We start from the raw sequence: 20,481 nt of genomic DNA, 5'->3' as shown, positions 1-20,481 counted from the left end.
CTGATCGGACAGCCGCCACAACCGGGTACCAGGCTCAGCGAACACGCCACCATTCTAAACGAACACGTGTTCGAAACAAGTTCGTGCCTGTCGAAAACAGAGTTGCGCGGCGAATAGGCTGGGGAGATGGACGCAGCCGAGATCATCAGCCGAGCCGCCGGCTACCTGAACCCCACCGAGCGCGGTGACCGGACGTCCGGAGGCGTGGCCACGGCGTTGCTCACCAAGGACGGCACGCTCTTCTACGGGGTCTGCATCGACACCATCTCCGGCATGGGCTTCTGCGCCGAACACGCCGCCGCCGCGGCGATGCTCACGGCGGGACAGTCCGAGGTCGCCATGGTCGTGGCCGTGACGCGGGACGACGACGGGCTCAGTGTGCTTCCGCCGTGCGGGCGGTGCCGGGAGTTCCTGTACCAGATCGACGACCGCAACCTGGACGCTCAGGTCGTTCTGGGACCGGACACTGTCGCGACCCTCGCGGACCTGCTGCCCGAACGGCAGGCGCGGCCGGTCCCAAGCACGTGAAGGCCACCTTCACCACGTCTCACGTGATGAAGGTGGCCTTCACGGCCGCCGTATCAGGTGACGGTCAGGTAGACCTTGGCTCCCTTGCCTTTGCCGAGGTTGAAGTCGAACTTCCTGGCCTCGCCGAAACCGCAGGCCGACTTCCTCTTCGTGGTGCTGCTGTTCATGTTCTTGGCCTTCACCCGGGCGCACTTGCCGTCGAGTGCCGTGTCCTTGACGTAGCCGCGGACGTAAACCTTGCCGCCCTCACAGGTGATGTCCCACTCGGCGTAGCCGCCCCGTACCCGCACTTCGTTGCCGGTGTCCGGGCAGGCCCCCAGTACGCCCGGCGTTCCGGCCTCCCCGCTGTCGGCCGCGGCCGTCCCCGCCGTAGCGCCGAACGCCAGCGCGACTCCGGCGACCGCGGACATGACGATGTGCTTTGTTCGCATGAGTTTCCCCCTCTGTCGAACTCTGTCGAAATGACTGAGGAGGCCAGCATCACAGGTGCGGGAGAGGGTCACCACGCCTTTTCATCGTGCCGAAAACCTCGGTGAACCACTCGCGGCCCAGCAGCAGTCCGAACACCGGCGGCGGCACCCGCACCAGCGCCCGCATCACGGCGGCCGAGCGGCCGTTGCCCTCCAGGGGCGTTCGGTGTCGTGCCAGCGCGGCCTGTTTGACCGCGGCGAACCTGCGCACGTTGAAGCTGTGCGTGATCTCCGAACGTGCGCTGAACAACGTGACCAGTGCGTCGGGGTCGTGCCGGAACGGGATGCGCAGCAGCCGGACGATCCGGACCATCCGCACGATCACGTCCCGCGGGATGGTCGCCTCCAGCAACCGCGGCGTGCCGGCCAGCTCCGCGGCGCGCCGGGCCACGTGGTGGACCCGCACGTGGTCGCGGTGACCGTAGCCGCCGTTGGCGTCGTAGCCCAGCAGTACGTCGGCACGTTCCTCCTGCAGCACTGCGGCCAGCCGGCGCGCGGCGTCGTCGATGCTCGCGCGCATGAACCGCGGCCGGTCCGGCGGGTCCGGGTAGAGCACTGCGCCGTGGCCGGAGTCGGCGTACCCGAGGTGTACCACCCGGTGCACGCCCAGTTCCCCCGCACTGGCCCGCAGTTCGTCCAGCCTGCCCGGGTGGCTCTCCCCCATCACGCCGTCCGTCGCGGTCACCACGACGACCCGGTGCCCACCGGCGGCGGCGCGGGCCAGCGTGCCGCCGGTGAGCAGGACCTCGTCGTCAGGATGGGCATGGAATGCGACGATCGTGGACATCCGCCCATCCTGGCGACGAGGTCGTGATGTCGCCGTCAGCGCAGGCCGTGCCTGCGTGCCACCCGCGCCGGGTCAGTCGGTGAGGGCGGCGAGGATGGCGGTGATGTGCTTCTCCGCCTCGGCCTTCTCGACGCCGAGGTCGCTGAGCGTGCCCGTGCCGTCCTCCTGCTCCAGCAGGCCGAGCAGGATGTGCTCGGTGCCGACGTAGTTGTGGCCCAGCCGCAGCGCTTCCCGGAACGTCAGCTCCAGCGCCTTCTTCGCTGCGGCGTCGAACGGGATCAACGCGGGCAGGTCGTCGCCGGCCTCGGGAAGGGTGACGGCCTCGGCCACGGCCGCCGGTGTCACGTCCAGCTTGCCGAGCGCGACGGTGGCAACCGACTTCGGGTCGTCGACGAGGGCGAGCAGGAGGTGGCCGGGCACGATCTCCCTGCTGCCGCCCGCCCTGGCGCGTTCCTGCGCGCTGACCACGACCTGCCGGGCACGCGCGGTGAAGCGGCTGAAGTCGTTCTCCTTGGAGGTGAACCGCTTCTGCGCGGCCTGCTTGCTGACGCCCATGCTGTGGCCGATGTCGGTCCACGACGCGCCGGAACGGCGGGCCTGGTCGACGAAGTGGCCGATCAGATGATCGGCGAGTTCGTCGAGGTGGTCGGCCAGCAGCACGGCGTTGGACAGCTGGTCGAGCACGTCGTCGTTGGTCTTCTTGATGCCCTGGATCAGATCGTCGAGTCGTACCGGATTCGTCATGCGTCAACCGTAGGTTGACGCTCCCCGTGTCGTCAACTTCAGGTTGACGATTCGCGGGCCGTCTTCTCCAGCTTCGTCCGGTAGCCCGCCCACCACGCCGGATCGTGGGTGGCCAGGTTGTCGTTGCCCTGCTGCATGCCGGCCGTGCCGTCGATCAGCTCCCGGACGATGTCGGCGTGCCCGGCGTGCCGGTGCGTCTCGGCGATCATGTGCACCAGGATCTGGTGCAGCGTCACGTCGCGGCGACTCTCCGGCCAGTGCGGGACCAGGCCGGACGACTCCAGCGACAGCGACCCGATCGTCGCGTCGGAGTGCTCCCACACCCTGCGGTACAGGCCGACGATGTCCGCCCGCGACTCCTCCGCCGTCGCCCACATGTCGTCGTTGAGCTCCGCGCCCTCCGACAGCCACCGGAACTCCTCGGGGAACGGCCGCCCGAACACCACGCCGAAGTAGCCGATCTCGCAGCCGGCCACGTGCTTGACCAGGCCGAGCAGGTTGGTGCCGGTCGGGGTCAGCGGCCGTCGGACGTCGTACTCGGACAGGCCGTCCAGCTTCCACAGCAGCGCGTCCCGCGCGGTCTGGAGATAGCGGTGCAGCGCTGCCTTGGGGTCGTAACCACTCATCGGAGCAGTCTCGCTTGTCCGATTCGAGCCAGGATTGCCGACCCGGTCTTGACATCGATGTCACACCGTCGTTGTCTCTTCCTCACCCCTGCGGTCCCACACGAGCCTGGAGCAAAGATGCCCCACAGAGGTCGAGCACCGGCCTGCACCCTGCTGTCCGCCGCCGTCGTCGCCGGACTGGTCACGGTGCCGCCCGCCGCGGCAGCCGCCCCCGACCAGCCCGCGCCCGCGTTCTACTCCTCCTTCGAACCCGCCGATCCGCAGCCCACCTGGTCCGACACCGTCGACACCGACGCGTCCGGCAAGCCCAGGACCCAGGGCGTCGACGGCGCCAACGGCACCGACATCCCCGGCGACGTCCGCGGCAAGCTGACCGAGGTCACCGCCAGCGGCGAGAACACCGGCGCAGGCGAGGTCGCCCCGAACCTCGCTGACGGCAAACCCGAGTCGAAGTGGCTGGCCCACACCCCGACCGGCTGGGTGCGGTACGCCTTCACCGAGCCGGTCGAGGTGACCCGCTACGGCGTCACCTCCGCCAACGACCACGCCGAACGCGACCCCAAGGACTGGACCCTGTCCGGCTCGGCCGACGGCACCACCTGGACCCAGCTCGACCGCCGCACCGGCGAGACGTTCGACGGACGGTTCCAGGCCAAGGAATTCCGCCTGGCCGCACCGGCCACGTTCAAGTACTTCAAGCTCGACATCACCGCCAACAACGGCGGCCCCGCCCTGCAGGCCTCGGAGTTCCTGCTGGCCAACGAACAGCCGACCCCGCCGCCGCTGCCCAACATGCGTAGCTTCGCCGACGGCGGACCCGTCGGCGGCTACACCAACAAGCCCCGCGCCGGCTACAGCGGCCTGCGGGCGTTCCGCTACTCCGGCACCCACACCGCCGAGGGCCGCGGCTACTCGTACAACAAGATCTTCGACGTCGACATCCCGGTCACCGACACCACCGAGCTGTCCTACAAGGTGTTCCCCGAACTGGTCGCCGACGACCTGCGCTACCCCAGCACCCACGTCGCGCTCGACCTGGCGTTCACCGACGGCACCCACCTGTCCGACCTCGGGGCCACCGACCAGTACGGCTTCGCCCTGTCCCCCGCAGGCCAGGGAGCCGCGAAGTCGCTGTCGGTCAACCAGTGGAACCTGATCCGCGCCGGAGTCGGCACCGTCGCCAAGGGCAAGACGATCGACCGCATCGTCGTCGGCTACGACAACCCGGACGGCCCGGCCCCGCTGCGGGGCTGGATCGACGACGTCCGCGTCGGCGCCGCACCGGTCGTGCAAGCCGGCAGGCCGTCCGACCACGTGCTCACCACCCGCGGCACGCACGCCAACGGAACCTTCTCCCGCGGCAACAACTTCCCGGCCACCGCGGTCCCGCACGGGTTCAACTTCTGGACCCCGATGACCGACGCCGGCTCGACCAGGTGGCTGTACAACTACCACTCCGGCAACAACGCCGAGAACAAGCCGACCCTGCAGGCGTTCGGCATCAGCCACGAACCGAGCCCGTGGATGGGTGACCGGCAGACCTTCCAGGTCATGCCCTCGGCGGCCACCGGCGTGCCCGACGGCAACCGCGAAGCCCGCGAACTGGCCTTCTCCCACGACAACGAAATCGCCAAGGCCCACCACTACGGCGTGAAGTTCGACAACGGTGTCGGCACCGACCTGGCGCCCACCGACCACGCCGCGCTGTTCCGGTTCACCTTCCCCGGCGACGACGCCAGCCTGATCTTCGACAACGTCACCAACGAAGGCGGCCTCACCATCGACCGCGCCGCCGGAACCGTCAGCGGCTACTCCGACGTGCGCAGCGACCTGTCCGTCGGCGCAGGCCGGATGTTCGTCTACGCCACCTTCGACGACCCGATGACCGCCGACGGCAGGCTGCCCGGCGAGGGCAGGGACAACGTCCGCGGCTACGCCCGGTTCGACGCCGGCGCCGACCGCGCCGTGACCATGCGCATCGCCACCTCGCTGATCAGCGTCGAGCAGGCCAAGCGCAACCTGGAGCAGGAGATCGCACCCGACGCCACGCTGGAGTCGGTGCGGGCCGCCGCGCAGGAGGCGTGGGACCGCAAGCTCGGCGTCATCGAGGTCGAAGGCGCCAGCGCCGACCAGCTCACCACGCTCTACTCCAACCTGTACCGGCTGTTCCTCTACCCGAACTCCGGGTTCGAGAACACCGGCACCCCGCAGGCGCCGAAGTACCGCTACGCCAGCCCGGTCGCCCCCAAGGCAGGCCAGGACACCCCGACGCACACCGGCTCCAAGCTCGTCGACGGCGAGATCTACGTCAACAACGGCTTCTGGGACACCTACCGCACCACCTGGCCCGCCTACGCGCTGTTCACCCCGCAGCTGGCAGGCAAGATGGTCGACGGGTTCGTCCAGCAGTACCGCGACGGCGGCTGGATCTCCCGCTGGTCCTCCCCCGGCTACGCCAACCTGATGACCGGGACCAGCTCCGACGTCGCCTTCGCCGACGCCTACCTCAAGGGCATCCGCAACTTCGACGTCAAGGCCGCCTACGACGCGGCGCTGAAGAACGCCTCGGTGACACCGCCCGACCAGAGCGTGGGCCGCAAGGGCCTGGACACGTCGATCTTCCTCGGCTACACCTCCACCGCCACCGGTGAGGGCATGTCGTGGGGCATCGAGGGCTACGTCAACGACTTCGGCATCGCCACCATGTCGCGCAAGCTCTACGAGGAGGCGGCGCCCGGCGACCCGCGCAAGGAGGAGTACCGCACCAACGCCGAGTACTTCGGCAACCGGGCGCAGAACTACGTCAACACCTTCGACAAGCAGGTCGGCTTCTTCCAGGGCCGCAACCCCGACGGTTCCTGGCGGGTGGCGCCGGACAAGTACGAACCCCGCGAGTGGGGACACGACTACACCGAGACCAACGCCTGGAACATGGCCTTCACCGTGCCGCACGACGGGCAGGGCCTGGCCAACCTCTACGGCGGCAGGGACAAACTCGCCGGCAAGCTCGACGAGTTCTTCGCCACCCCGGAGGAGGCGAAGCTGCACGGCTCCTACCCCGGCGTGATCCACGAGATGCGCGAGGCCCGCGACGTGCGGATGGGCCAGTACGGCCACTCCAACCAGCCCTCGCACCACATCCCGTACATGTACAACTACGCCGGCCAGCCGTCGAAGACCCAGGAGAAGGTCCGCGAGGTCCTGTCCCGGCTCTACCTGGGCAGCGAACTCGGCCAGGGCTACGCCGGTGACGAGGACAACGGCGAGATGTCGGCGTGGTGGCTGTTCAGCGCGCTCGGCTTCTACCCGCTGCAGATGGGCCGCCCGGACTACGCCGTCGGCTCCCCGCTGTTCACCAAGGCCACCGTGCACCTGGAGAACGGCAAGAAGCTGGTGATCAACGCGCCCAAGAACAACGCCCGCAACGTCTACGTGCAGGGACTGAAGGTCAACGGCAAGGCGTGGACCTCCACCTCGCTGCCGCACGACGTCCTGGCGGACGGGGCGACGCTCGACTTCGACCTGGGCCCGCAGCCGTCGAAGTGGGGCACCGGAGCCGACGACGTGCCGGAATCGCCCACGCAGGGCGACGCCGTGCCCGCCCCGCTGCGTGACCTCACCGGACCGGGCAAGGGCACCGCCACCGGCAGCGCCGACCCGGCCGCGGCGCTGGACGACAACTCCCGCACCGAGGCCACGCTGAGCTGGCTGCAGTACCGGTTCGACCAGCCCCGCGACGCGGTCACCCACTACACGGTGACCTCGCCGAAGGGACCGGGCGGACCGTCATCGTGGGTGCTCAAGGGCTCCTACGACGGCACGAACTGGGCGGTCGTCGACGAACGGAAGAACGAGCAGTTCGCCTGGCGACAGCACACCAGGGCGTTCAGCGCGGCCCACCCGGCGCGCTACAGCCAGTACCGGCTGGAGTTCACCGGACCGGCCGCGACCGCCGAGGTCGAACTGCTCGGCAAACCGGCACCGGCCTGCACCACGACGATCCGCGGCGAGCACACCGGCCCGCTCGTGGTCGGCAGCGGCGTGACCTGCCTGGACGGCGCGACCGTGCGTGGCCCGGTGACCGTGTCGGCTGGGGCGTCCCTGGTGGCCGAGGGCGCCACCGTCGAGGGGCCGCTGTCCGCGGCGTCGGCCGGATCGGTGCAGCTGGCCCGCACCACGGTGACCGGCCCGGTGTCGATCACCGGCAGCACCGGCGCGGTCGCGGTCGAGGCCGGCACGGTCCGCGGGCCGCTGCAGCTGACCGGCAACCGGGGACCGACTCTGCTGGCGGGCACCACGGTCGACGGCCCGGTCGGCTGTAACCGCAACACCCCGGTGCCGGTCAACAACACGCTGGCCAACCACCTGCGTGGCCCGGTCGTCGGGCAGTGCGCCGGGCTCTAGCCGAGGCTCAAGGCACGTGAAGGCCACCTTCACTACGTCTCACGTGGTGAAGGTGGCCTTCACGTGCCTTCAGGGGTGGGGAGATAACGTAGCGGCCATGTCCGCCGAGCCTGTGCCGACCGAGTTCTTCTCCTCCTTCGAGGAAGGCGACCCGCAACCGGGCACCGGCGACAGACTGCGCGTCCACCTCGGCAGCGGCCCCGTCAACGCACCCGCGGCCAAGGCCCGCGCCGGCTTCACCGGCCTGCGCGCCCTGCACTACGGCACCGAGGTCACCGGCCCCGCCCGCACCGGCCTGTTCCAGGTGGACCTCACCCTCACCGAGCACAGTGAACTGTCCTATGTGGTCCTGCCGGCCTCCGACGACGGACCCACCTGGCGCAGCACCCACGTCGCCGTCGACCTGGAATTCGCCGACGGCGGGAGGCTCTCCGACCTCGACGTCACCGACCAGTACGGCTTCCCACTGACCGCAGCGGGACAGGGCGAGTCGAAACGCCTCTACCTCGACCAGTGGAACCTCGTGCGCTGCCACCTCGGCATCGCCGCCGGCCGCCGGGTGACGGCGATCCTGCTGACCACCGACCTGCCCGAGGGCGACGGCGAGGCCACCGGCTGGCTCGACGACGTCCGCATCGGACCCCGCACCCCGGCCGGACCCGCCGACGCGGTCGACCGGGTCAGGACCACCCGCGGCACCCACTCCAGCGGCCGGTTCTCCCGCGGCAACACCTTCCCCGCCACCGCCGTACCCCACGGGTTCAACTTCTGGACCCCGGTCACCGACGCCTCGGCCACCAACTGGCTGTACTCCTACCACCAGCACAACAACGCCGCGAACCGCCCGGCGCTGCAGGCGTTCGCCGTCAGCCACCAGCCCAGCCCGTGGATGGGCGACCGGCACACCTTCCAGCTCATGCCCGGCACCGGCCCGGTGGTCGCCGACCGCGCCGCCCGCGCCCTGCCGTTCGGCCACGACGCCGAGACCGACCGGCCACACCACTACCGGGTCCGCTTCGACAACGGCCTCGTCGCCGAGGTCGCCCCTGCCGACCACGCCGCCGTCTTCCGGTTCACCTTCCCCGAGGACACCGACCGCGGCTGGGTCCTGTTCGACAACGCCCGCAACCGCGGCGGCCTGCGCTGCGACGCGTCCGGCCTGGTCACCGGCCACACCTGGGTGCGAAGCAGGCTGTCCGCCGGCGCGCGTCGGATGTACGTCTACGGCCGCTTCGACCGCGCCGCGACCTCCGCCGCCCGGCTGCGCACCCCGCCCTGGCGCACCGTCACCGGCCACCTCACGTTCGACACCAGCACCGAACGCACCCTCACCCTGCGCATCGCCACCTCGCTGATCAGCCTGCGCCAGGCCCAGGACAACCTCGAACAGGAAATCCCGGACGGCACCGGATTCGACGAGGTCCGCGACCGCGCCCGCCAGGCCTGGCAGGACGTACTCGGCACCGTCGACGTCGACGGCGGCACCGACGACCAGCTCACCACCCTGTACTCCAACCTGTACCGGCTGTTCCTCTACCCCAACTCCGCCCACGAGACCGTCGGCACCACCGTGCGTCACGCCAGCCCCGTCATCCCCACCCGCCGCCCGTCCACCCGCCGCCGCACCGGCGCCAAGGTCGCCGACGGGCCGATGACGGTGAACAACGGCTTCTGGGACACCTACCGCACCACCTGGCCCGCCTACGCCCTGCTCACCCCGGACACCGCGGGCAGGCTGATCGAAGGCTTCGTCCAGCAGTACCGCGACGGCGGCTGGATCTCCCGCTGGTCCTCCCCCGGCTACGCCGACCTGATGACCGGCACCAGCTCCGACGTCGCCTTCGCCGACGCCTACCTGCGCGGCGTCCGCGGCTTCGACGTCGCCACCGCCTACCAGGCCGCCCTGCGCAACGCCACCGTGACACCGCCACACAAAGCCGTCGGCCGCAAGGGCCTGGACACCGCGATCTTCCGCGGCTACACCTCCACCGCCACCGGCGAGGGCCTGTCCTGGGGCCTGGAGGGCTGCGTCAACGACTTCGGCATGGCCAATCTGGCCGAAGCCCTGCGCGACGAGACCGACTCCGGCGACCCCATGCACGGCGAGTACACCGCCCACGCCCGCTACTTCCACAACCGCGCCCTGCACTACGTCCACCACTTCGACCGGCGCAGCGGCTTCTTCGTCGGCCGCAACCCCGACGGCACCTGGCGCGCCGAGCCCGGCCACTACGACCCCACCGCCTGGGGCGGCGACTACACCGAGACCAACGGCTGGAACACCGCCTTCTCCGCACCCCACGACGGTGCCGGGCTGGCCGCACTGCACGGCGGCCGCAAACACCTGGCGACCGCGCTGGACACGTTCTTCGACACCCCGGAGACCGGCGCGCACCGCGGGTCCTACAGCGGGATCATCCACGAGATGACCGAGGCCCGCGACGTGCGGATGGGCCAGTACGGCCACTCCAACCAGCCCTCACACCACATCCCGTGGATGTACCTGCACGCCGGCGCGCCCGCCAAGGCCCAGCGCATCGTCCGCGAGGTGCTGACCCGGCTCTACCTGGGCAGCGAACTCGGCCAGGGCTACCCCGGCGACGAGGACAACGGCGAGATGTCGGCCTGGTGGCTCTTCGCCGCCATCGGCCTCTACCCGCTGGCCGTCGGCAGCCCGCACTACGTCCTCGGCGCCCCGCTGTTCCCCCGCGTCACCATCCGGCTGCCCGGCGACAAGCAGCTGGTGATCAACGCACCCAGCGCCGCGGCCAAGCCCTACGTGCACGGCCTGCGGGTCAACGGCACCCCGCACACCGGCACGACCATCGGCCACGACGTCCTCGCCGCGGGCGCCGTCCTCGACTTCGAACTCGGCACCGAACCCTCCGACTGGGGCACCGACGAGGCCGACCTGCCGCCGTCGCTCACCGCCCACGGCCAGCTGCCCCAGCCGCTGACCGACCTGACCGGCCACGGCCGCAGCCAGGACAACGACCCGGCCCACCTCTTCGACGACACCACCAGAACCCAGGTCAACTTCCGCTCGCCGACACCGATCGTCGAGTTCACAGTGGACGGTCCGGTCCGCCCGGTCGAGATGTACACGCTCACCTCCGGCCTCGGCCCCGGTGACCCGGTGTCCTGGGTGATCGAGGGCTCCGACGACGGCACCTCCTGGCAGCCGCTCGACGAACGCACCGGGCAGACGTTCCCGTGGCGACGCCAGACCCGCCCGTTCCTGCTGCCCGAACCCGCCGCGCACCGGCACTACCGGCTGCGGATCACCGGCGGCACCCGCAACGCCATCAGCCTGGCCCAGTGGGAGCTGCTGGCCCGCCAGGACGGCGCCTCGTGACCGCACTACGGGACCGGCTGGTGGCCTCCGACCCCGGCCTGATCCGGCTCCGCCTCGGCGCCACCGCCCTGCTCGGCATCGTCGTCGCCGTGGCCGCACTGGCCCCGTTCGGCCTGCCGCTGACCGTGCTGATGGTCGGCGCCATCGCCGCGATGCTGTCCGCGTTCACCGTCAACGACCCCACCCCCGGCGCGCAGGCCGTCACGCTGGTGCTGGTGTTCGTCGCGGGCGGCCTCGCGCTCACCGTCGCCAGCCTCGGCTCCGCGGTACCGCCGCTGGACAGCATCGTGTTCGTCCTGCTGATCTTCGTCGCCGTGTTCGCCCAGCGCTGGGGCAGCAGGGGGATAGCGCTCGGGTCGGCCACGTTCTTCCTGTTCTTCTTCGCCATGTTCCTGCAGACCCACCTGACGCAGGTGCCCACCCTGCTGGTGGCACTCGCCGTCGGCGTCGCGGCCAACGCCCTGATCCGGTTCGCCGTGCTGCCCCGGCGCCCCGCCGCCGAACTGCTGCGGGTACGCCGCGCCTTCCGCGCCCGGCTGGCCGCCGTCGTCCGCGCCGCGCAGGGCTACCTGGAGTCCGCGGGCAGCGACCGCGCCAACCGGCAGCTCCGCCGCGCCGCCAACCGCATGCACGAATGCGTGCTGATGATCGAGGACACCGCCCCGGACGTCATCGACGAGGCGGCGGCCGACACCCTGCGCCGCCGCGCCATCGAGGTCGAACTGGCCGTCGAGTGGTTCACCATCACCGTCCGCCGCACCTGCGTCGCCGACCTCGACGCCGAGAACCTGGCCGACCTGATCGGCTGGCTGCGACGCCTGGGCGCCCTCATCGAACGCGACCCCCGCGAACTGCCGGTGATCAGCGAGACCGGCGAGTTCAGCGAGATGCTGGTCCGCGGCAGCAAGCTCGGCGGCGACACCCAGCCCGGAGACCAGCTCCGCCGCGCCATCGCCCAGCTCGCGCTCGCCGACGTCAACGCCCAGCGCGTCGCCGAGCACACCGGCGAACCCGAGGAGACCGACAAGCCCGAGCCGGAGCCCAAGCCGTGGTTCGACAACACCACCCGCTCCGCGATCCAGGCCGTCGTCGGCGGCGGTCTCGCCGTCATCGGCGGCGAGCTGGTGTCCTCCCAGCGCTGGTACTGGGCCGTGCTGACCGTGTTCGTCGTCTTCCTCGGCACCGCATCCGCGGGTGCCACCGTCGTCAAAGGCATGCGCAGGCTCGCCGGCACCCTGGTCGGCCTGTTCGGCGGTGTCCTCGCCGCGCTGCTGGTCGCGGGCAACACGCCGGCCACCCTGGTGCTGCTCCTGCTGTGCGTGTTCGGCATGGTCTACACCGCCCGCGTGTCCCAGGTCGTGATGGCGTTCTTCATCACCTCCATGCTCGGCCTGCTCTACAGCCTGCTCGGCACGTTCAGCCTCGAGGTCCTCTGGATCCGGCTGGCCGAGACCGCCGTCGGCGCCGCGGCCGGCATGATCGCCGCCCTGCTGGTCCTGCCCATCCGCACGCAGGCCGCGCTGCGCGAGGACGTCAACACACTGCTGGAGGACCTGCGCGAGTTCACCGACCGCGCCCGCGGCCTGCTCACCGGCACCGAGAACGTCGACATCGTCGAGCTGTCCCGCAACCTCGACCGCGACGTCGACAAGGTGCGGACCACCATCGAACCGCTCACCCACCCCACCAACGTCAGCTCCGCGCGTCGCGACCACGGCTGGCACGTCCTGGGCACCTGTGAGGCCATCGGCTTCCGTGCCCGGCACGTCGCGGCCAGGGCCCAGCCCGGGCTGTTCGCCGGGGATGACGCGTTCACCGCCACCATGGACCGGCTCCGCGGCTCCATCGACGACCTGCTCACCGAGGTCCGCTCGACCCACCCCACCGGCGTCCCGGCCGACCGGCCCGAGTCCACCGGTCCACCCGCTGAGAAGACCAGCGACCCGGTCCGCCGCTCCCTGTTGTCCAGCCTCGACCAGCTCGACGCCGAGTTGGCGGGTCTCGGCAGGGCGTTCGGCCGGACGTGAGGTGACACACCGCAACGAACCGCGCCGGGCCGGATAGGCTCGCGGGCACACAGCCACAGTCGTCTGCAGGAGAGAACGCAATGACCCAAGCACCCGTCAACGTCACCGTCACCGGCGCGGCCGGCCAGATCGGGTACGCGCTGCTGTTCCGGATCGCCTCCGGCCAGCTGCTCGGCCAGGACACCCCGGTGAAGCTGCGGCTGCTGGAGATCCCGCAGGCTGTCAAGGCCGCCGAGGGCACCGCCCTCGAACTGGAGGACGGCGCGTTCCCGCTGCTCGCCGGCACCGACATCTTCGACGACCCGAAGCAGGCCTTCGAGGGCACCAACGTCGCCCTGCTGGTCGGCGCCCGCCCCCGCACCAAGGGCATGGAGCGCGGTGACCTCCTGGAGGCCAACGGCGGCATCTTCAAGCCGCAGGGCGAGGCCATCAACGCCGGCGCCGCCGACGACGTCAAGGTCCTGGTGGTCGGTAACCCGGCCAACACCAACGCCCTGATCGCCCAGCAGCACGCCCCCGACGTGCCCGCGGAGCGGTTCACCGCCATGACCAGGCTCGACCACAACCGCGCCCTCGCGCAGCTGTCGAAGAAGCTCGGCGTGTCGGTGAGCGACATCCGCAAGCTCGCCATCTGGGGCAACCACTCCGCCACCCAGTACCCGAACGTCTTCCACGCCGAGGTCGGCGGGCGCAACGCCGCCGAGGCCGTCGGCGACGAGAAGTGGCTGGCCGACGAGTTCATCCCGACCGTCGCCAAGCGCGGCGCCGCCATCATCGAGGCCCGCGGCGCCTCCTCGGCCGCCTCCGCCGCCAGCGCCGCCATCGACCACGTCTACACCTGGGTCAACGGCACCCCGGAGGGCGACTGGACCTCGGCCGCGGTCGTGTCCGACGGCTCCTACGGCGTCCCGGAGGGCCTCATCTCGTCCTTCCCGGTCACCGCCAAGGACGGCAAGTACGAGATCGTCCAGGGCCTGGAGATCAACGAGTTCTCCCGCACCCGCATCGACGCCTCGGTGCAGGAGCTGGCCGACGAGCGCGACGCGGTCCGCAAGCTCGGCCTCATCTGAGTCGCAGAGCACGTGAAGGCCACCTTCAGTACGTGAGACGTAATGAAGGTGGCCTTTACGTGCGTGCCGCCCACTGGTGCACCGTGCCCTGGTGGAGTGCCGCGTAGACGCGGTCGCGCAGACGGTTCGCCTCGGCGTCGGTCAGCGTCCGGTCCAGGCGCCGCAGCACCACGGTGAGCAGGACGTTGCGCTGGTCCACCCGCGCACCCAGCCGCTCCAGCGCCCGCGGCGGCAGCTCCGCGCACGGCGTCGACGCCAGCATCTCCACCGTCTCGACGCAGTCCGCGTCCTCCCCCAGCGCCTCCCGCACCCGGTCGCCCAGCTCCTCGGCCACGACGTCCCCGTCCACGGCGACGGACAGATCCCGCCGGATCGCCGGCATCGCCGACACCGGCCGGTAGGGCGCCAGATCCGCCAGCTGCGCCACGACGGCGGGCTCGGCCGACCGCAGCACGCGGATGTCGGTGATGCCCTTGATCAGCATCAACATCCGGTCCAGTCCCATCCCCAGCGCCAGCCCGCTCCACCCGGCCAGCCCGGCACGGGCCAGCACCGGGGGGCCCGCCAGCCCGCACTCCGCGACCTCCACCCACTCGCCCGCACGCAGCACGTCCACCTGACGCCCGGCGACCGTGTACGGGTGCACGCGCGGCTCGGTCCGGTACTCCCAGCCCGGCAGCAGCCCGCCCAGCAACGCCTCGATCATCCCGTCCAGGTCGGCCGTCCCATGGCGGGTGATCCGCCACAGGTCCACCTGGTGTGGCGTGCCCGAATGCAGCCGGTCGATGACGTCCCTGCGATACACCACGCCGGGACAGACCAGCAGCACGTCGTCCACCGGATCGGCGGCCAGCGCCCGCAACGCGGACGGAACCGACGCGGTGGAGTGACTACGCAGCATCCGGCGGTCGTCGACGTACCGGGTGTAGCGGGCGTCCCTGGTGACGTCGTCCGGGTGGTAACCAAGGTTGTCGTAGTTGTCGGCGACGGTGACCACCCGGTCACCGCGCCACCACCGGACCTCACAGCCCCACCGGTCCGCGAGCGCGCCGACGGCACGATCGAGAACCAGCTGGACGGCGTGCGGGCCGGCGGCGGGATCGGTCAGGTCACGGACGACGAGGTCGCGAGCGAGCTGCTCGGCGGAAATGGGCATGGCTGACTCCTGACGGGAGCGGGTGACGGGTCGGCGAAGTCGCCCCCTGGCCTCCCGGTCAGCGCCGTCGGGCCAGGGGGCCGGGAAATCGGCGACACCCCACCGTCACGGCCATACCGGCAACGGTAGCGCCGGCACCGCCCGCGCCCCAGCGGTTTTCCTTGACCTCGACCGTGGTCGAGGTAGCAGGCTGAAGCCATGACCACGACGACACCGGACACCGCCACCCGGGAATGGGGCATCGAAGCCGTCGACGTCGACGCCTACCTCGACCGCATCGACCACCTGCGGCTGCCGCCCTCCCCCGCCGCCCTGCGCTCGATGATGGCGGCCCACATCCGGGCGATCCCGTTCGAGAACGTCGACGTGCTGATCGGCCACCCGGGCATCAGCCTCGCCGCCATCACCGCGAAGCTGGTCGGCCGTCGCCGTGGCGGCTACTGCTACGAACACGCGCTGCTGTTCGCCGCCGTCCTGGAACGGCTCGGCTACACCGTCGAACGCCGCATGGCACGGGTGCAGCCCGGCGGGTCCGGACTGCACACCCACATGCTGCTCGTCGCCCACGCCGGGGGCGAGCCCCACCTCGTCGACATCGGCTTCGGCGCGGGCATGATGTACCCGATGCCGCTGCGCGACGGCGCCGTCGTCGACCAGGCGGGCTGGGAGCACCGCCTGGACCGGGTCGGTCCACTGTGGACGCTGTCGAAGCGCACCGCCGACGGGGACTGGGAGGTGCTGCACGAGCACGACGAGGCCCCGCAGCGCCCCGCCGACTACGAGGTCGCCCACCACTACGTCTCCACCCATCCGCGCTCGCCGTTCACCGGTCAGCTCGTGGTGATGCGCCTGGAACCCGGTGTCAGCAAACGACTCGTGGGCGGCGAGCTGACGGTGGAGTACGCGGACGGGCGCGTGGAGCGCACCCCGGTGCCGGTGGAGGACATCGACCGCACCCTGCGGCAGCTCGACGTGGAGCTGGAACCCGCGGAGCTGGCCGCGTTGCTGACCCGGCTCAGTTAGTAATACGGCGGTACCATAACCGGGTGCCGAAGACCGTCGACCACGCCGAACGCCGCGCCCACATCATCGACGCCCTGGTCCGGCTCGCCGGCAGGGTCGGCCTGCACGAGGTGACCATGCGCTCGGTCGCCGCCGAGGCAGGCGTCTCGCTGCGCCTGGTGCAGTACTACTTCGAGACGAAAGCCGGCCTGCTGCACACCGCTTTGCTGCGCCTGGAAGAACAGAGCATGGCCCGCTGGGCCGAGCGGCTAGACCAGCCGACGCCCCGGCGGGCCGTCGAGGAACTCCTGGCCGAGGCGCTGCCCACCGACGAGCGCAGCCGCGCGTTCCACCTGATGTGGACGTCCTACGCCGTACTGGCGATGACCGACGCGGACCTGGCCCGGCAGCCGTTCGTGGACGGCCCGAAGCGCCTCGAAGCGCAGCTCGCCGAACTCCTGCGCGGCGCCCGGCTGGCCGACGGCCGTGATCCGGACACCGAGGCCGCGCGGCTACTCGCGCTCAGCCACGGCCTCGGCACCAGCGTCCTGATCGGGCATCGCTCGGCGGACTCGGCCGCCGAGATCCTCGCCTATCACGTGGACCAGGTCCTGCCTCGATGATTCTTTGGGGGTGACGCCCGACGGCTACGGGCTCGCGATTTTTCGCGATAAGCCCCGCCATATAGGGCGTTATACACCTGGATGTCAGGCCTTGTCGAGACCCCGGCGCTTGAGCAACGGCTCGATCTCCGGGTCGCGGCCGCGGAACGTCCGGTAGGCGACCATCGAGTCCACCCCGCCTCCCCTGGCGAGCAGTTCCCGGCGGAACCGGTCCCCGTTCGCTCTGGTCAGTCCCCCGTTCTCGCGGAACCACTCCACGGTGTCCGCGTCCAGCACCTCGCTCCAGATGTAGGAGTAGTACCCGGCGCTGTAGCCGCCGCTGAAGATGTGTGCGAAGTAGGTGCTGCGGTAGCGCGGCGGAACGGCTGGCAGCGCCACCCCCGCCTTCTCCAGGGCCGCCGCCTCGAACGCGGCGACGTCGGTGACCTCGTCCTGCGCACCGATGCTGTGCCAGGCCTGGTCCAGCAGCGCGGCGGCCAGGTACTCCGTCGTGGCGTAGCCCTGCCCGAACTGCTGGGACTCGATGAGCCGGTCGACCAGCCGCTGCGGCAGCGGCTCGCCCGTGCGGTGGTGCTTGGCGTAGTTGGCCAGCACCTCCGGCCACAGCATCCACATCTCGTTGACCTGCGAGGGAAACTCCACGAAGTCCCTCGGCACGTTCGCGCCGGAGAACTTCGGGTACCGGACGTCGGAGAACAGCCCGTGCAACGCGTGCCCGAACTCGTGGAACGCCGTGGTGACCTCGTCCAGCGTCAGCAGCGTCGGCTCACCGGCCGGCGGCCGCACGATGTTCAGGTTGTTCACCACCACCGGCCGGAAGCCCAGCAGTCCCGACTGGTCGACGAAGTTGTTCATCCAGGCGCCACCGCGCTTGGAGTCACGCGTGTAGAAGTCGGCGAGGAACAGCCCCAGCCCGGTGCCGTCGGCGTCGAACACCTCGAAGACCCGCACGTCGGGGTGGTACACCGGCAGGTCGTCCCGCTCGGTGAACGTGACGCCGTACAACCGCTCGGCGGCGTAGAACACGCCGTCGCGCAGCACCCGCTCCAGCTCGAAGTACGGGCGCAGCTCCGCCTCGTCCAGGTCGAAGCGTGCCTTGCGGACGCGCTCGGCGTAGTACGGCCAGTCCCAGGCCTCCAGCGCCAGGACGTCGCCGGTGGCGTCGATCTCCTGCTGCAGTTCCTGTGCCTCGGCCACCGCGTTGGCCACCGCCGCCGGCGCGAGCCGGTCCAGCAGGCTCCGTGCGGCCTCCGCCGTGCGCGCGGTCTCGTCGGCGATCACGTAGGAGGCGTGGTCGGGGTAGCCCAGCAGCGCCGCCCGCTCGGCACGCAGCCGGGTGATCCGCAGGATCAGGTCCGAGTTGTCGTGTTCGTTGCCCCTGCTCCCCCGCCTCGTCGACGCCGTGTGCAGGCGCTCCCGCACGCCGCGGTCCCGCAGTGACGACAACGCCGGCTGCACCGTCGGCAGCACGAGCTTCAGCAGGTAACCGCCGTCGTCTCCCCTGCCCTCGGCCGCCGCGGCGATCGTGTCGTCGGACAGCCCGGCCAGCTCCGCACGGTCGGACACGACGACCGACAGGTCGTTCAGCTCGCCCAGCACGTTCTCCTGGAACGCCGTGCTCAGCTTGGACAGCTCCTCGTTGATCTCCCGCAGCCGGGCCTGCGCCGCCGCGTCCAGCCCGGCGCCCGCCCGCTCGAACTCGACGTGGTAGCGCTCCAGCAGCCAGGCCGACTCGGGATCGAGGTCCAGCTCGTCGCGCCGGCCGTACAGCTCGGCGATGCGCCGGTAGAGCCGGGGGTCGAGGTGGATGGCGTCGCTGTGCGCCGCCAGCTTCGGCGCGATGTCGGCCTGGATGGCCTGCAGCCGCGGGTTGGTGTCCGACGAGGTCAGGTTGAAGAACACCGACGACACCCGCCCGAGCAGCTCACCGGAACGCTCCAGCGCCGCGATCGTGTTGTCGAACGTCGGCGGCTCCGGGTTGCCCGCGATCTCGGCGACCTCACGCTCCTGCTCGGCGATCCCGGCCGCGAACGCGGGCGGGAAGTGCTCGTCGGTGATCCTGTCGAACGGCGGCAGGCCGTACGGCAGCTCACTGCGCGCGGCCAGCGGGTTGTCGGCAGAGATGGTCACTTGCTCTCCCCTGTGCTACCCCCGACGTCGGCGTCGGAGGACGTCTTTCGCTTACGGCGCTTGGGTTTGGCCGGTGCGAGTGCGGCCAGGTCGGCGCTGTGGTCGTTCATCCGTACCACGAACGGCCGCAGGTCGGTGTAGGTCACCACGGACACCGACGCCGGATCGACGACGATCCGCTGGAAGCCGTCCAGGTGCTGGCCCAGCGCGTCGGCGAGCAGCGCCTTGATCACGTCGCCGTGGCTGCACAGCAGCCAGACCGCGTGCTCGCCGTGCTCGGCGCGGATCCGCGCGTCGTGGGCACGCACCGCGGCGACCGCCCTGGCCTGGACGTCGGCCAGCCCTTCCCCGCCGGGGAACACGGCGGCCGAGGGGTGTGCCTGCACCACCCGCCACAACGGTTCCTTCGCCAGCGAGGACAGCTTCCTGCCGGTCCAGTCGCCATAGTCCACTTCGGACAGCCGGGGCTCGTTGACGCGGTCCAGCCCGCGCGCGGCCAGCAGCGGAGCGACGGTCTGCCTGCACCGCAGCAGCGGCGAGCAGACGACGGCCGCCAGCGGGACGCCGGCCAGCCGGTCGACCAGCGCCTGGGCCTGGGCACGACCGGTGTCGTCCAGCCCCACCTTGGGCATGCGGCCGGCGAGCACGCCCGACCCGTTCGCGGACGAGCGGCCGTGCCGCACCAGGATGACGGTTCCCACCCCGCCACCCTAACGGTGGATCAGCCGACCGGGCCCTCGTTGGGGGCGATCACGTTCGTGGCCACCAGGATGAACAGCACCACGCCCAGCGCGATCCGGTAGATCACGAACGGCAGGAAGCTGCGCTTCTTGATGTAGCTCATCAGCCAGGCGACCACGACGTAGCCGACGCCGAACGCGACCAGGGTCGCCAGGATGGTCGGCCCCCAGGCCACACCGCCCTCGCCGCCGACGTCCTTCAGCTTGAACAGGCCGGACGCGAACACCGCGGGCAGCGCGAGCAGGAACGAGTACTCCGCGGCGTCCGGCCGCTTGTACCCCATCAGCCGGCCGGCGCTGGTGGTGCCGCCGGACCGCGACACGCCCGGGATCAGCGCCAGTGCCTGCGCGAACCCGAAGCCCAGACCGTGCCAGACCGTGAGGTGGTCGAGGGTGCGCTCCTTGCGGCCGTAGTGGTCGGCCAGCCAGAGGATGATGCCGAAGACGATCAGCATCGTCGCGGTGATCCGCAGATCCCTGAAGCTGTGGTCGATCTGGTCCTGCAACAGCAGGCCGAGGACCCCGATCGGCAGCGAGCCGACGATGATCAGCCAGCCCATCCGGGCGTCCGGGTGACTGCGCCACTCCCGCTTGTACAGGGAGAACCACCAGGCCGACAGGATGCGGCCGATCTTGCGGGCGAAGAAGATGATGATCGCGAACTCGGTGCCGATCTGGGTGACCGCGGTGAACGCGGCACCCGGGTCGTCCCAGCCGGCCAGCGCAGCGGTGACCCGCAGGTGGGCGCTGGAGGAGATCGGCAGGAACTCGGTCAGCCCCTGGACCAGGCCCAGGACGAGTGCTTCGAACCATCCCATG

Annotated in this window: 15 protein-coding genes; 7 read left to right on the top strand and 8 right to left on the bottom strand. The window is 70.7% G+C overall.

The genetic code is table 11. From position 1 onward, the window contains the following. Positions 1 to 126: 126 nt before the first annotated feature. Positions 127 to 528, top strand: a complete 402-nt coding sequence (locus EWH70_RS02690; RefSeq protein ID WP_130473560.1) for a cytidine deaminase family protein — start codon at positions 127 to 129, stop codon at positions 526 to 528. A gap of 53 nt (positions 529 to 581) precedes the next feature. On the opposite strand, the gene EWH70_RS02685 is transcribed toward EWH70_RS02690, so the two are convergent. The 4 genes from EWH70_RS02685 to EWH70_RS02670 form a co-directional block, all read right to left on the bottom strand. After that, positions 582 to 959 carry a hypothetical protein gene (locus EWH70_RS02685; protein ID WP_130473559.1) on the bottom strand — a complete coding sequence of 126 codons (378 nt, stop codon included), beginning with the start codon at positions 957 to 959 and terminating at the stop codon, positions 582 to 584. A gap of 49 nt (positions 960 to 1,008) precedes the next feature. Beyond that, positions 1,009 to 1,785 (bottom strand): PIG-L deacetylase family protein, encoded by a 777-nt coding sequence (locus tag EWH70_RS02680; protein WP_130473558.1) that lies wholly within the window; start codon positions 1,783 to 1,785, stop codon positions 1,009 to 1,011. A gap of 72 nt (positions 1,786 to 1,857) precedes the next feature. Continuing rightward, the gene (locus tag EWH70_RS02675) at positions 1,858 to 2,529 is read right to left on the bottom strand and encodes a Clp protease N-terminal domain-containing protein (protein WP_130473557.1); all 672 of its coding nucleotides are present in this window, start codon (positions 2,527 to 2,529) and stop codon (positions 1,858 to 1,860) included. Positions 2,530 to 2,567: 38 nt separating this feature from the next. Further along, positions 2,568 to 3,155 carry a DinB family protein gene (locus EWH70_RS02670; protein ID WP_130473556.1) on the bottom strand — a complete coding sequence of 196 codons (588 nt, stop codon included), beginning with the start codon at positions 3,153 to 3,155 and terminating at the stop codon, positions 2,568 to 2,570. 117 nt (positions 3,156 to 3,272) lie between these two features. Between EWH70_RS02670 and EWH70_RS02665 the strand changes: the two genes are divergently transcribed. The 4 genes from EWH70_RS02665 (at position 3,273) to EWH70_RS02650 (ending at position 14,011) form a co-directional block, all read left to right on the top strand. After that, positions 3,273 to 7,559 (top strand): GH92 family glycosyl hydrolase, encoded by a 4,287-nt coding sequence (locus tag EWH70_RS02665; RefSeq protein ID WP_130473555.1) that lies wholly within the window; start codon positions 3,273 to 3,275, stop codon positions 7,557 to 7,559. A 97-nt stretch (positions 7,560 to 7,656) separates the two neighbouring features. Next, on the top strand, positions 7,657 to 10,914 hold the full coding sequence (locus EWH70_RS02660) for a GH92 family glycosyl hydrolase (protein WP_130473554.1): 3,258 nt from the start codon (positions 7,657 to 7,659) through the stop codon (positions 10,912 to 10,914). Then, positions 10,911 to 12,941 (top strand): FUSC family protein, encoded by a 2,031-nt coding sequence (locus tag EWH70_RS02655; protein ID WP_240686753.1) that lies wholly within the window; start codon positions 10,911 to 10,913, stop codon positions 12,939 to 12,941. The genes EWH70_RS02660 and EWH70_RS02655 overlap by 4 nt, the downstream gene beginning before the upstream one ends. Positions 12,942 to 13,021: 80 nt before the next feature. Then, entirely contained in the window at positions 13,022 to 14,011 is a 990-nt protein-coding gene (locus EWH70_RS02650) for a malate dehydrogenase (protein ID WP_130473553.1), read from the top strand. Positions 14,012 to 14,066: 55 nt separating this feature from the next. Here the strand turns inward: EWH70_RS02650 and srmL are convergent, their stop codons facing one another. Next, complete coding sequence (gene srmL, locus EWH70_RS02645) at positions 14,067 to 15,167, bottom strand: PheS-related mystery ligase SrmL (RefSeq protein ID WP_130473552.1); 1,101 nt, start codon at positions 15,165 to 15,167, stop codon at positions 14,067 to 14,069. A 198-nt stretch (positions 15,168 to 15,365) separates the two neighbouring features. On the opposite strand from srmL, the gene EWH70_RS02640 reads away from it, so the two are divergent. Together EWH70_RS02640 and EWH70_RS02635 are read left to right on the top strand one after the other, a co-directional pair. Then, entirely contained in the window at positions 15,366 to 16,190 is an 825-nt protein-coding gene (locus EWH70_RS02640; protein WP_130473551.1) for an arylamine N-acetyltransferase family protein, read from the top strand. A 23-nt stretch (positions 16,191 to 16,213) separates the two neighbouring features. Beyond that, positions 16,214 to 16,792 carry a TetR/AcrR family transcriptional regulator gene (locus tag EWH70_RS02635; RefSeq protein WP_130473550.1) on the top strand — a complete coding sequence of 193 codons (579 nt, stop codon included), beginning with the start codon at positions 16,214 to 16,216 and terminating at the stop codon, positions 16,790 to 16,792. Positions 16,793 to 16,876: 84 nt separating this feature from the next. Here the strand turns inward: EWH70_RS02635 and EWH70_RS02630 are convergent, their stop codons facing one another. Genes EWH70_RS02630 through EWH70_RS02620 form a run of 3 tightly spaced genes read right to left on the bottom strand, consistent with a single transcriptional unit; the run spans position 16,877 to position 20,480 of the window. Then, positions 16,877 to 18,916, bottom strand: a complete 2,040-nt coding sequence (locus EWH70_RS02630) for a M3 family metallopeptidase (RefSeq protein ID WP_130473711.1) — start codon at positions 18,914 to 18,916, stop codon at positions 16,877 to 16,879. 2 nt (positions 18,917 to 18,918) lie between these two features. Then, the gene (locus tag EWH70_RS02625; protein WP_130473549.1) at positions 18,919 to 19,623 is read right to left on the bottom strand and encodes a histidine phosphatase family protein; all 705 of its coding nucleotides are present in this window, start codon (positions 19,621 to 19,623) and stop codon (positions 18,919 to 18,921) included. A gap of 20 nt (positions 19,624 to 19,643) precedes the next feature. Beyond that, positions 19,644 to 20,480: an undecaprenyl-diphosphate phosphatase gene (locus EWH70_RS02620; protein ID WP_130473548.1), complete on the bottom strand. Its 837-nt coding sequence runs from the start codon at positions 20,478 to 20,480 to the stop codon at positions 19,644 to 19,646. Between the last annotated feature and the right edge of the window lies 1 nt (position 20,481).

The organism is Amycolatopsis suaedae, from assembly GCF_004214935.1.
GTDB classification, from domain to species: Bacteria; Actinomycetota; Actinomycetes; order Mycobacteriales; family Pseudonocardiaceae; genus Amycolatopsis; species Amycolatopsis suaedae.
Note: the sequence above shows the minus strand (reverse complement) of the source record. Positions and strands in the feature narration are given on the sequence as shown.